Source organism: Phocaeicola sartorii JCM 17136 = DSM 21941, from assembly GCF_054653615.1.
The window spans coordinates 653398-666656 of record NZ_BAAIFW010000006.1 but is presented as its reverse complement, the minus strand read 5'-3'; the positions used below and the strand labels follow the sequence as shown (position 1 = coordinate 666656).

Genomic DNA, 13259 nt, shown 5'->3' with positions numbered 1-13259 from the left:
TTATGACAACGAATGAATTACAAAAGGCTATAGAATTGCAATATCAGAGTAAAGGCATTGCAAAATGTAGATATAACGCCCTAAATAAGGTGTTCACTTTTCTAAAAGATTACAACTCCAAAGAGAATGTTGTTTTTCTGAATAAAAGTAAGGAAGAACTAAAAACTGATTATGCTCAATATTGGAATAAGAAACTTAATGGTGCAGAAAACCAAGCAATCAATGACATCTATAACTATATCAGTACTAAATCCAATATTATTACTATAAAGAAGGCGGCAAACAAAGAAGTTAAAATAAAGAATGATAAACCTAAAAGCACTCCTCTATCTGATCATAAAATAGGATTATCTGCATGGGTAGGAGATTCACCTAAAGTTTTAATTTTAGGGACTATGCCGGGAGACAAGTCTTTAAGAGAACAAGCATATTATTGTGATACAGCCCATAATTCGTTTTGGAAGATTATGTATTCACTCTTTGAGGAAAAGGATGATATGATGTCCAACCGTGATTTCATCACTTCCCATAATATAGCTTTGTGGGATTGTGTACAGAGTGGAATAAGAAAAGGAAGTACGGATAATGGGTATGGCATTAATTCTCTTATTCCTAATGATATACAATCCTTTTTGAAGGAACATCCGAGTATAAAAACAATAGTTCTGAATGGCAAAGGAAAAGGGAGCAAAAAACATCCTTCAACAACTTTCCTTTTCAAACGTTTTTTCTCCACAATAGACTTTGATGGAAAGATTGTATTACTTGCTTCAACATCCAATAATACACGTAAACTGAGTTTTGAGAAGAAGTTGGAAGAATGGTCAGTAATCTCAGAATTTGTCAAATAAATATCATCTACATAAAAATAAGGGAGACCGAACATTTGTATAGTTCAGTCTCCTTTTTTTTACTTTTTATAATTTGAATCCGTCAGGCAGAATTAGATTCACCTTTTTCCGTACTCCACTGCCATAACGGTATTCCTCCAACTGTTTCTGGCATAATGAAGATTCAGTAAAACCGGATTGCGCTATTAACCGTTCTCTACCTTCAAGCACCCAGTTCATAATTCCGGGTAACTCTGTAGAAACAATCTTCTCAGCCAGTTTCGGATCCACTTCCAATTTGGGTATCTGGACTTTGAAGGGAACGATAAGAAACCTCCTGAAATATCCATTGGACTTGTCGTTGGTTTTCGGCAGCTCGTTCAGACAAAAAAGCATTTTGGCATAATCGGTAAGTGTTGCCACATCCTTGTATAACTGTCTGGTGCTGATAGGTTCCCCACTGGCGATACGTTTGAAAATATCCCCCGAGAAAGCGTTTGGGGCTACATCAGAGCAGGTATTCAACAGTTTCCCGGATAAATTTGCCCTGCTTCTGTCTCCGTTTTCTCCACACATATCCGATAGAGACTCATGGGAAATGTTCTCCTTGCCTAGAAGAGCTTCCACAATATCCACGAACACCGATTTACCATTTTTCCCGGATCCATAGAGGAACAGGCACTTCTCCAGTTTCAATGAAGTAAATATCCAGCCTATATATTCAGCCAAAACTTTCTGAGCGTCCTTGTCCGGTAATACTCTGTCCAGATACTTCATAAACATCTGACACGTCGCATTTGGGTTATAAGGGTAAGGAAGAACATACCTGAAATAATCCGAATACTGATGTTGTACCAGTCTTCCGGTTTTAAGTTCAAGCGTACCGTTCAGAAAGTTGATTTTCTCCTTGTCCTGCTCTACCGCAAATCCCATCACCGTATATGGGAACTGCTTGAACAATCCTTCCACCACTTCCCTTTGTGATGCCTCCACCATATTATTTGTCATCCTCCCCAAAGCTTCCCTAAGAAATATTTTCAGATCAAAATCATCAATACGCACCCAATGATTCCCAGTGTAACAATAAATATATTGGTCTCTGAACATTTGAAAAGGATGACCGATCTTGATTGCTATCTGCTGTATATTGTAACAGATTTCAGTATTTGTCCCCTTTTTGTTGGTTGGAATAGTCGGTTGGGGAATGGCATTGATTATATCCCCTAATAATTTTTTGTAATCCATAATCTTAAATTTTTCTATATTTACTACCAATTTTACCTTTACCATCAACCCACTTATAGGCATTTCTTACTTCACGTTTCAACTCTTCTTCCGGGAAATCCGGTTCTATGAATTGGGAGAGATACCTGAAAGCTGTTTCTTGTGGAATACCCCATTCCGCTAATTCTCTGGCTCTATCAAAAGATGACTGATGTCTGTTTCCATGTGTCATTGGGTACTTGTCAAATCCGCCTTCCAAGAAATTCAGCAGCTTCCCATGTTCATAAGGCGGAGCATAAGTTTTAACACGGATAACAACTGGTGAAGAAGGGGATGATGAAATTCTCTTCGTCCATATAATACTGTTCCTGTTCCGATAAAGATCAGGGTCACTGCTTAGATAACAAGCTCTGGACATTCCTTTACAACTGTCATCCCAGAATGGAGAGTTATAATATTCCTTCAAAGCGTCAAGGTATTCGTTATGACTGGTGTTATCTATATTATTGGCAACACGGACAATAACCTTATAACCTCTACCGGAAGGAGAAAGGAATGCAGCATAGGTATAAGGATCATTAACCAGCATATTCCAGACATTAACCATTTCTTGAACCGGAATCTTATCGAAATCAACAACTACAAGACCCGAAGGAGCAATAAGAGCATCATTACAGAATCTTCCGAATGTTCCGGCAAAAAGACAGATAGGTAACTTTCCCTTAAGTTCGGAATACTTTGAATGGTCAGTATCATAGAAGAGTCTCATGGCATCAATCTCAGGTTTCAGTTTTTCCTGTTTAATCATATCGAATACCAGATCAATATCCACATGGTTGGGAGGATATTCCATGACTCTGAATGATTTTATACCGGTCAGAGGATTTGTATATTCCTGACTATAAGGTTTTTGTTTGAAGATTGTTATTGTAATCATAATTTCTAAATTTTAATTGTTAATGTTTCATTTTATCTTTCTTCTTCCCGTCCTCAAGAGAGAGAAGGGGGGAAAGGGGAAAGCGGAACCTCTAAAACCTATTTTTTTACTAATTTCTGGATAAGTAGAATTGAAAAAAGTTATAAAAAATAGCCTTTTCCACCCCTTTTTCCCCCATTTCCCCTCCTTTTTCCCCTCTTCCCCTTTGAGGTAGGGAAAGAAAAGTAATCTAATCAAAAGGTAAAGAAAGTCTAATCTTAGAACTGTTTATACCTATCTTCACACCTTTCTTGTTATCCTCTTCCACCACATAACCCTCGCTTTTCAGTTTCATCTTGAAGTTTTCCCTGGTCTCGGCTTTCTGGTTATTATCCCTGCAATATTCCCGATAATTGTTGAATAGAGGAGTCAGACCTATTTTGTTGTCATTATCAGGAACACACATTCTGGCACTCAGGAACATGACCACTGTATCCGTATCCTCCTTGTATGCCTGCTCCAAATTTTCAAGGGTGGAGGACTTGCTGAGTTTTTTTCCATTCCTGATAAATCTTCCCAGACCCTCGATAGCCCAGATGAGAATACCTGACAATTCACTTTTCAATTTTTTAGCTAGGTCAGGGTCAGCCTTACTCTTGTCTATCTTCACATCGAAAGGAATAATCAGTAACCTCCTCCTGAATCCGAAAGACGTATCACTGCTATAAGGCATGGAGTTACAGTTGAAAGCCAATCTTGCATAGTCCTTTAAAATCTCCGGTTCCTTATATAATCTTCTGGCTTCAACGGGTTCTCCACTCGTCAGTTGCTTGAAGATACCGTTAGCGAATATCTTGCCGTTGAAGTCGCTGCTGTAGTTCAGAAGCTTGTTCCTGATCATTGCCCTGCTGTATCCTTTATCATCACATAAGGAGTTTATGTTGTAGGAGCAGACATTATCCTCGCCAAGCAGAGCCATCACAATCTCGAAGAACACGCTCTTGCCATTGAATCCTGAACCTACACAACACAATGCCTTCTCCAGTTTGATGAAGGGATTGAGACAGCAACCGACAAACTCCTGCAATACTTCCTGAACATCTTTGGTCGGCAATACTTCATCCAGAAACTTATGAAACATGGGACACATCGCTTTGGGGTCGTACTCATAAGGAAGGACATAGAAGAAATAGTCATCAGCCGAATGCTCCTGTTCCTTCACGTTTCCATCATGACCAATCACAAGGGTCGTATTAGTCAGATTGATTTTAACCACACCCTTATCCCGTTCTGTCTGTCTGTAAAGTGAGTAGCAGGCCTGTTCATGGACCTTGTTCGCTATCCTCACATTTCTGGCTGTATATTTGTCGGCTCCCATTTTCTGGAAAGCCTTGCCTAGGAAATGTTTCAGGTCAAGCTCGTTTATCGGTTCCCAGAACACTTTGTTATACAGATAGCACGTTTTTCCCTCATTGATCACCAGGCCATATCCCAATTGTTCAGCTACTTCCCTCACTTTCTCGACAACAAGGACGGATTTGTTCTCATCAGTGATCTGTATGGAATAGATCTTCTCCTGAAAAAGTTTCTTCACATCAGGATCGGTTTCCTTTTCCAGTCTCCGGTACAATCCACCGGCATAAATCTCCTTGAAATCCGTTTTCGGAATATTATCAAGGATCTCTTTAAGAATTTCATTTAAAGTCATTTTTTATGTTTTATGATGAAGCCCTATCCCATAAATGGGTTCAGGCTTTATCGGTTAATTACTCAATCAAGGTTTTATCTTTCTTGGAGTCGGATAAGCGTGGTATTCTTTTCCGTCCAAAAGACACCCGTTTTCTTTAGCACTACGTTTCACTCCGTCAGCACTCCAAGTACCCCACTGCTTAAAAAATAAAGCTGTACCTGTGGAAGCGTCACATTGGGATTTAATATTCAGAATCCAGTCCTTTTCCACTTTTCTGGCTCTGTTTCCCGATTCTCCACCAACGATAACCCAGTCAATATCAGACAAGTCAAGTGTTCCCAGGTCTTCCAGCAGAGGCTCACAACTGAGGAACCGTACCGGAGCATCCAGTTTCTTCAGGTAATCAATACGGCCTTTCATCTTCTGATTCTCGACTGTAACACCGAGTCAGACATTTTCAGGAATAGTATGAACTGAAAAATACTCATACATCCTCTCTGCCCGTTTTGTCAAAATCTGGAATGTATGCTGTGGACATTTAGTGATAACTTCCATTACTTTGTCGATGAAATCAAACGGAATATCCTTATGGAATAAATCTCCCATACTTACCACAAACACAAGCTTGTTCCCTTTCCATTCAAATGGCTCGTTTAAACATTCAGGATGGATAGTCGGGATAAAGCCATTCTGATATTTGGCCTGTCCCATAGCTTTCAGACGTTCGGCCATCATTCTTGCGTAACAATTCTTACATCCATCACTGATCGGATCACAACCCGCTGTAACGTTCCATGTGGTTGTAGTCCATGAGATTTTGCTGTTATTACTCATTGTTTCTTATTGTTTTTAAATTCAATACTATTATCCCTCTGTCCCTCAGTTTCTTATATCCTACACCCGGGATGTTTTTAGGCATAGAAGGGGCTGTAATAGAAATTTTCATTTTTTCCATTATCCTAAAATTTTTAATTATGTTATTGCTTGTTCTCTTCAAATCCACAGACCGTTTCCAATTTCATAACTTCTCTTTGGAAACCATGATGAAAACGGTCTTGTGGAAAGTGGATATCTTCCGGTTCGCCTAGTCTGTTGAAACCACCAAGTTACCGGAAATATCATACAGTTCGATACTGTGTCCCAGTTCTTTCTCGATATGTTGCTTCAGTGTTTTCGGATTGATACCCGATGAGTCGGCATGGAATCTGATATTTTCCCGACATCCCCTGAAAGCGTTTGTCGCAATACTGCCTACATAAAACGAAATATGAATATCAGTCAGTGACTTGCATCCTTCAAATGCTGCCTCACCGATATCCGGATCCATCGGAAGGGTAACTTCCTTCAGGTTTATACATCCCTTGAACAGATTGGCCGGTACTGTATCCGCATAATCCGGAAGTATCACCTTTTCGACAGTCTTGTTTCCATAAAAAGCGTTGGAACATAACTCTGTTTCACTTCTCGACAGGTCAATACTAGTGTTCATCCGATTGTTATTTTCTTTAGAATTTTTCATGATTTGTTGTTTTATGGAATCCCCATCACCTCTCACATGATGGGGAAACCGGGATTAGTGTTTAAGATTGAAATCAGCAAATAATTCGTTCAGCTTGGTGATAATCATATTATCCTTGCTCTGATTGGCACTCTTCTTCATCTGGCTTATTTCCTGTGCATTGGTAGCTCCTATGCCTTCAAGAAATGCAACCAACAGATTCATGGCCTCACTCCGTTTCATATCCCTTTTTATCAGGGAGTCCAGTTGCTTGTAAATCCATTCCGGTAATACTTTCCAACCGAGAACCTTGGCTGAATTCCCTTCAAAAGACTTGGCGGCTGCTTCATAAAGCTTCTTGTCTTCTTCAAATGATGTAGTATCAGCCAGCTCCTCCAGTTTTTGATCATTGGTCGAAGCCTTGATGCAGACTGTCTTTGAATTGGTTTTGCCACCATTTACCCAAGACCATGCAGCGGAATCAGATCCGGTTTTGGCTTTCTCCTTTACCCACTCCAATTTTTCAGTTGATATACCTTTTTCTTTGGCAGTGGCAAGAAGTTGTGTCACCCAATCCATACCATCCCAAGGGTTCGTTGCTGAATTGGCCTCTCTCAACAACGTGGGAACATCATACTCGCTTATAAGAGGAAGATAGACATAACCCTCATATTCCGTCTTACCCTCTTTCTTCAGTTTCTTGTTCAACTGCCTGAGAGCCTCCATGCGGTGCTGCCCGTCAATTACAATAAGGATAAGATCAAGGTTCGGGGTATCCTCTGTGATTGGATTTCCGTTTTCGTCTTCCAGTTCCAGTCCCGCTTTTAGGCAAACAATGGCAGGTACGACAAGGAATGGAGATATGATACCTTTGCAGGCCAGAATGGAAGCTATTTTTTTCTTGACCTGTTTCGCATCAATATCACGGTTAATCTTGATACGCCCGAAAGTATAACCCATTCCAAGCAGTACAGATAAGGAGTAGATCATTTCCCATGTCAGCTTCATCGGTACTGCTTCTGGGGCTTCATCTTTGTTTTCTTCTGAATTAGTTTGTTGTGCATCACCAGCAGATGCACCTGCCTGTAGATCCTTATCCTCTACAGTGGATTCTTTCACATTTGACCCTTGCAGATCCAGTGTGGAAACTGCTTCATCAATTAGACTCTTTTCCATTTTTTTTATTTTTAAATTTATGTTCTTCGACAATGACGGTCTGAAACTCATACGACAACTCCTTCACTAGATCCATACGATCTAATGTGATAGCTGCTCTTATTTTAAGAAGGAGCTTTTGCTTCTTCTCCATCAGTTGCAGCAGTTCCGGGTTATTCATACTTTGTTTCATACTTCATTGTTGTTTGAACGCTGCAAAGATCTATAGAGTTTATTTAATATCCTAATAATCAAATTGTTAGAATAATTGTAAGAAGCGTTATAACGGTTATAGCAGAATGCTTGAAGTTAATTGATTGGAAATTAGATAGGGTGTTGGAAGATGAAAATCTTGTGGAAGTGGTTATAGCAAGAAGGTGTAACCGAATTGGGGTCGGGTGGGGCATAATATATGGCTCTTTTTTCCTTTTATATGAAAAAAACGTTTTAGTATTGTATCATGTTACTAAAACGTTCTCTTGTTGATGTGGTGTGTTATGTTTGGATTATAGTCGTTGGCGGCAATTTTGTGATATTCTTGGTTGACCTTGGAATATTGGTTTTGATGGTTGCTTTTTGAATTACTTTAGTTTTAATTCAGCTTAAAACAAGTTATCGGAAGGAGAAAATACTACTATCGGTTGTTGAACCTCTGTGTTCGTATACAGATTAAGTGGGTTTTCTTCTCCTTTGGTAATCTGAACTTTAGACTAACGATTTAAAAGGATAATTATTTTTCTATATTCGGATATAACTCTCTAATTTTTAGTAAAAAAGGATTTTTAGTCGTTTTTTCCCCTCTTTTTGCATAGGAAGAGAAGCTTGCCACGTTTTTAAACTGGTCGTCCTTACAGGAAAAGAACTTCTCTAGTTTCTCTCTTTTACTATCTTCTTTCTGGTAGAAATTTTTTATTATGTAAAATAAATATGTCGCTTTTGCTTTCCATTCAATTTTTTCCACAGGATTTTGAGGTGGACAGATTCCAGTCAGACGGAATGCAAGAGTGGCCTTCGTTTCAGGAGTATCTTCGATATATTTGTCTTCTTTTGCCAGCCAGTTGATAAATTCCATAAATTTTGTTCCTCCTCCGGTTTTGACACAATCTTTTAGTTTACAGAAATAAGCATTTTGGTCAGGGACTGTGGTTTGTTCAAAATACTTCTCGGGTAACTGGAATGGAACGTTCTCGTCATTGCTTTTCTGCGGGGATATAGTTACGGTTGCTCCCCTTTGAAGATATTTGGAACAGAATTTCTCTATTCCTGTAACTTCCAATTCTTCATTGCTTAAATGATTTCTTAGAATTGAATACATATTATATGCCTTGTACTCTTTTTTCTCTGTATCTATAGATTTTAAATCTATTCCAAAAAGGGCATGAAATAGTGGATCAAGTACTTTGTTCTCATATTTCTGTATTTCGTCTAGAATGATGCACGGTCCTTTTTCTTCCTGGGGAGGATCTTCCATTAGTAGTATCTCCGATGACAATTCTATTTTTTGTTGGTATAAAAATCTGAGATGTTCAAGTTTCAGATTAATGTAACAGATCTTTTGTATTGAACTTAAATCGCAATTGTTATCATGGATGGCTTTTATGAACTTTTTCTTTTTATTCATTTTAAAGTTTTCAATGAGAAGATCTAAAATTGCATTGGGACAGGGTATTGATTTAATAAATCCCAGTGCTTTGGACTCGTATCTCATTTTTTTTAAGGCCTCATAAAGTTGTTCTGCTGTGATTCTCATATCCGGAATAAAGGGTATTTTATTCAGGGAATTTATGGAAGCCATTGGCAGAAGGTTGTTTTCGACAATGAATATGCAGACACTAGATATATAAGAATCCCACAATGTGTTTTGTGTTTTTCTGAAAATATATTGCATAGCAGTTGTCAGCCCGTCTGTGACAGGAACAGACTGATCTGTTTTTTCTTTGAGAACATAGTACACTCGGTTACAATATTCATTTCTGATTTGTAGGGGGATTTCAAGAAAGTCATGCTCTGCTTTTGCAACATCCTTGTTGGTTTTCAAAGAAGAATCAGAATCTCTCTTTGTTACAATATATAATATAACTTTTCCAAGCTTATCTTTTATTAATTCTTCTTGTCTAGCCGATATTTCCAAATTTTGTACTGCAAATCTTCCTAAGTCACTCAAATATTGCAGATACTCATTGCTTGTTTGTATAAATTCATGTTCCATGGTATAATTATTTCTTATTTATTCTCGTATCTTTTCTTTTCCTAGTTAGACGTTCTATATAAACCATTGGTACACAGTTTATCATATCTTTATCCCAATATGCTTTCTTGTGGAGAGTATTAACATAGAACGTACCCACAAGTGTAAAAGTCATGTTATCCAGTCCTTGTTCCTTGAGCTGTTCTATCTTTTTTTTCTTACCCATATCATGGATAGTTCTGATCGTCACTTTTTTCCAGAAGGATGTCGCTTTGCCTTTCCACGGTTCAATATTAATATCGGTGATGTATCTATGGGTGATTCTCCTCATGGTTTCCATATCCGTTCCATTTTTTAAGGTGTCATAGGACTGGTTGAGTGAGTCAAGCATGTCGTCAAAGGTAATGTCTGCCTGAATCTGTTTCTCCATATTCTGGATTGCAGCCTCATATTTTCTTATGTTGTCCTGCTCTGCCTTTATTATGCCATTCTGCTTTTTTGTCAGTTCTTCGTATTTCTCTTTCGTGAAACGGCCATGGACAAAATAGTTCTCGTCAAGGTCGGAACGTCTCTGCATGGTTGATTCCAATATCCCACGTGAATAGGCTATTTTCTGATTGTAGATGCGTATTTCCTCTTCGTATGTTTCTTTTGCATCGTTGCGTTTACAGATCATATCCTCATGTAATTCTTGGAGAGCCACGTACCATGCCAATGATTCTATTACATTCACATTAATGTCCGGTGAATGAAGTAATCCCTTTTCTACAGCATTATGTTTTACTCTACATGAATATGTTGCATCCATAAGATTAACTGAATATGATGCACCACAAGAGCAACGGATTAAAGGTGTTAATAGGTGAGGAGTTTTTGCTTTGGAACGGGTCCTGTTTTCTTCCCTTTTCTTACGGCATTTCTCCCATGTATCATCATCTATAATCTGGGGATAGATATTGTTACTAGTTCTTATGCCACGATAGATTGGATTCTTTAGTAAACCATACATCTCTGCTTTCACGTTGGTTACAGACAGATTCTTGAAATAGCCTCTGGACTTTAGCTCTTTCCCTAATTCCGTCAAGCTGTATTCACCGGAAATATACATATCAAATACGAGGCGAACTAACTTGGATCCTTCTTCATCAATTTGCCAATAACCATCTTCGGAAACTTTATACCCAAGTGTTATTTTGCCGCCCATATACTTACCTTTGTTGAAGCCTTCTTTTTTGGCTCTGGAAAAACGGGCAATCTTGTTCCTCATTTCTGATTCTGCAAGCTGGGCGTATAATGTGAAGATAGTCTCAGCTCCTTCATCAATGGTTTTATCATCTTTGAGCAATCTAATTCTTGGCTCTTTGATGATTAGCTGGATTCCCTTGGTGGTAAGATATTCAAGGATACTGAACAATATCTTTTTCCTTCTGGCTATACGTGAGATTTCCCAAGCGAATACACAGTCATATTCACCTGTTTCAAGCAGCTCTTTCATGCGGTTAAGGCCGAATCTTTCTTCTTCATCCAATTTAATAGCACTTTCTTTTGTGGCTATTGAAGAAATGTCCTTATCTTTATATCCATAGAAATGAGCCAGATCATATAGCTCCTTTTCCTGTTCTTCATAGGATTGGGCTTCTGTAGAAACTCTGACTAGTAATATACATTTCATAGTGAAAGAATATATTATTGGTTACGGATACAAATATAGAAAAAAAAATTATCCACCACCAAATCGTATATTTATGTTACTTGCGAGATGGTATGGTGGGGGCTGCGAAAAGGGCGGATGGCAATCAGCGAACTGTCCTTCCCCAATTTGCCGGCTACCGAATGTATCTTGGTCGTTTCCAGGCTTTCTCCCAATGAGAGGGGAGGAAGAATGCCCGGCAGGCATTTGGCCATCATGGATTTGCCGCTGCCCGGCGAACCGATCATAATCAGGTTGTGCCCTCCGGCGGCGGCTACTTCCAAGGCGCGTTTCACACTCTCCTGTCCTTTTACGTCGGCAAAATCGTATGGAAAGTTGCTTTGGCTTTCATAAAACTCCTCGCGCGTATGGACAATGGTCGGTTGCAAGGTGCGCTCATTATTGAAGAACTCAATGACTTCTTTAATATTCTCTACGCCATATACTTTCAGGTTATTTACTACGGCAGCTTCCCGGGCGTTTTGTTTGGGGAGTATAAATCCTTCGAACCCTTGTTCGCGGGCACTGATGGCGATGGAAAGGGCTCCTTTGACGGGTTGAAGGCTTCCGTCCAAGCTCAGCTCGCCGATGATGAGATAGCGTGAAAGTTTGTCTTCCGAAACAATTTTAGTAGCGGCCAGTATCCCGATAGCCAGCGGGAGGTCGTAGGCGGAGCCTTCCTTGCGGATGTCGGCAGGAGCCATATTTACCACAATCTGGCAGGTGGGGAATTTATATCCGTTTACCTGCAAGGCGGAAATAATGCGTTCGTGACTTTCTTTCACAGCCGAGTCCGGCAGACCGACAAGGAAGAATTTTATACCTCGTGAACTATTTACCTCAATAGTTACAATGGTAGCGTCGATACCTTGAACGGCTGCTCCATAGACTTTTACCAGCATGCTTTTATTTTTTATTTTGTCTCTTCCGAGCGCGTTCTGCCTCTTTGGCGGCTTTTTCTTTCTTTTTATCTTGTTCTATCAGTTGCTTTACTTTGTCTGTCAGTTCTTTGCCCCGTATATCCTGGGCTATCACTTTTTTGTCTGGGCCTATCAGTATATTGGCGGGAAGCCGGATGATGCCTTGTTGCTTCACTACGGAGTTGTCCCAGCCTTTGAAGTCGCAGACTTGTTTCCATTGTGTGGTGTCTCTTTGAAGGGTCTTCTCCAGCCATTCCTTTTTGTCCAGGTCAAGAGAGAGGCTGATTATGGCGAATTTTTCTTTTTTCAATGCTTTCTGTACGGATACCAAAGAATCTTGTGCGGCAATGCTTTCTTTGTTCCAGCTTGCCCAAAAATCCAGAAGGACATATTTCCCTTTTACGCTGTTCCAACTGACGGTCTTTCCGTTTCTGTCCGTGCACGAGATATTGGGGATGTAGCGATGGTCTGCCAGTTCTTTTTGTTCACTCAACTTATTCTGAAGGTCTATCATATAAGGTGTGTCTTTTATGACACCGCTGAGTCCCTTTATCAGCTGGTCTATGTGGCTATAGTCGGGCAGGGAGTCTTGTACGTAATACTTGTCTATCAGATAAATATTGGTATACGATTGTGGATGGGCTTTGATCAGTGAATCTACGGCTTCCACCAGGCGGCGTCCGTTGTCCGGAGTGTTGTTCAGCTGCCGCATGATTTGTGCCTGCCTTTCATTCTCGCCTGTGCCTTTTATTTGTAGTTGGTCTATCTCTCCGCTTAAGGCCACCTTTTCTCCTTTGTCTGCATAGATGGGCAAGGTTTGCCCGTTGTTCATGATCAATGAGAAAAGCGTGAAGGTGTCCGGGGTGATGGTATAAGTGAATTTTCCTTTTTCCGCAATAATTGTATCCAGTTGCTGTATGGGCAGTTGGTAGAAAACAAGAATCGTGTCGGAAGTCAGTCCGCTTATATGGCCCTTTAATGTAAATGCGCTTTTCTTTCCGCATGCCGAAAGGAGCAATATTATTATAAGGTAAAAGGGTATTTTTTTCATTTCAAATTATTTTCTGCGAAAATACGCATTTTACTGCTAAAGAATGGTATAAACAAGTTGTTTTTTTGTTAAACGCCCCCTGTCACATCACTTTTTC

General features: G+C 39.6%; 11 protein-coding genes and 2 pseudogenes. 1 reads left to right on the top strand and 12 read right to left on the bottom strand.

Features of this window, described 5'->3' with window-relative positions:
* The first annotated feature begins 2 nt into the window (after window positions 1-2).
* The gene (locus ACYQ0C_RS19710) at window positions 3-851 is read left to right on the top strand and encodes a DNA-deoxyinosine glycosylase (protein ID WP_016277302.1); all 849 of its coding nucleotides are present in this window, start codon (window positions 3-5) and stop codon (window positions 849-851) included.
* Window positions 852-917: 66 nt separating this feature from the next.
* On the opposite strand, the gene ACYQ0C_RS19705 is transcribed toward ACYQ0C_RS19710, so the two are convergent.
* The 12 genes and pseudogenes from ACYQ0C_RS19705 to ACYQ0C_RS19650 all read right to left on the bottom strand — a co-directional run bounded on the left by ACYQ0C_RS19705 (window position 918) and on the right by ACYQ0C_RS19650 (window position 13162).
* Window positions 918-2075, bottom strand: a complete 1158-nt coding sequence (locus tag ACYQ0C_RS19705) for a DNA primase family protein (protein WP_235783283.1) — start codon at window positions 2073-2075, stop codon at window positions 918-920.
* Between the two features lie 4 nt (window positions 2076-2079).
* Entirely contained in the window at window positions 2080-2991 is a 912-nt protein-coding gene (locus tag ACYQ0C_RS19700; protein ID WP_016277304.1) for a BT4734/BF3469 family protein, read from the bottom strand.
* Between the two features lie 229 nt (window positions 2992-3220).
* Window positions 3221-4678 carry a DNA primase family protein gene (locus ACYQ0C_RS19695; RefSeq protein WP_016277305.1) on the bottom strand — a complete coding sequence of 486 codons (1458 nt, stop codon included), beginning with the start codon at window positions 4676-4678 and terminating at the stop codon, window positions 3221-3223.
* Between the two features lie 66 nt (window positions 4679-4744).
* Window positions 4745-5494: pseudogene (locus tag ACYQ0C_RS19690) on the bottom strand (phage Gp37/Gp68 family protein).
* A complete protein-coding gene (locus tag ACYQ0C_RS19685; protein ID WP_016277308.1) occupies window positions 5487-5615 on the bottom strand; it encodes a hypothetical protein in 129 nt (42 codons plus the stop codon). Before ACYQ0C_RS19685 ends, ACYQ0C_RS19690 begins: the two are co-directional and overlap by 8 nt.
* 129 nt (window positions 5616-5744) lie before the next feature.
* Entirely contained in the window at window positions 5745-6179 is a 435-nt protein-coding gene (locus ACYQ0C_RS19680; protein ID WP_016277309.1) for a leucine-rich repeat protein, read from the bottom strand.
* 54 nt (window positions 6180-6233) lie between these two features.
* Window positions 6234-7334 carry a ParB N-terminal domain-containing protein gene (locus tag ACYQ0C_RS19675; RefSeq protein WP_016277310.1) on the bottom strand — a complete coding sequence of 367 codons (1101 nt, stop codon included), beginning with the start codon at window positions 7332-7334 and terminating at the stop codon, window positions 6234-6236.
* Entirely contained in the window at window positions 7315-7506 is a 192-nt protein-coding gene (locus tag ACYQ0C_RS19670; protein WP_016277311.1) for a hypothetical protein, read from the bottom strand. The genes ACYQ0C_RS19675 and ACYQ0C_RS19670 overlap by 20 nt, the downstream gene beginning before the upstream one ends.
* Window positions 7507-8043: 537 nt before the next feature.
* Window positions 8044-9522 (bottom strand): hypothetical protein, encoded by a 1479-nt coding sequence (locus ACYQ0C_RS19665; protein WP_016277312.1) that lies wholly within the window; start codon window positions 9520-9522, stop codon window positions 8044-8046.
* 7 nt (window positions 9523-9529) lie between these two features.
* Window positions 9530-11173, bottom strand: a complete 1644-nt coding sequence (locus ACYQ0C_RS19660; protein WP_016277313.1) for a recombinase family protein — start codon at window positions 11171-11173, stop codon at window positions 9530-9532.
* A gap of 77 nt (window positions 11174-11250) precedes the next feature.
* A pseudogene (locus ACYQ0C_RS19655) lies at window positions 11251-12093 on the bottom strand (YifB family Mg chelatase-like AAA ATPase); the annotation flags it as partial.
* A 4-nt stretch (window positions 12094-12097) separates the two neighbouring features.
* Window positions 12098-13162: a TlpA disulfide reductase family protein gene (locus tag ACYQ0C_RS19650; RefSeq protein WP_016277315.1), complete on the bottom strand. Its 1065-nt coding sequence runs from the start codon at window positions 13160-13162 to the stop codon at window positions 12098-12100.
* Window positions 13163-13259: the final 97 nt, after the last annotated feature.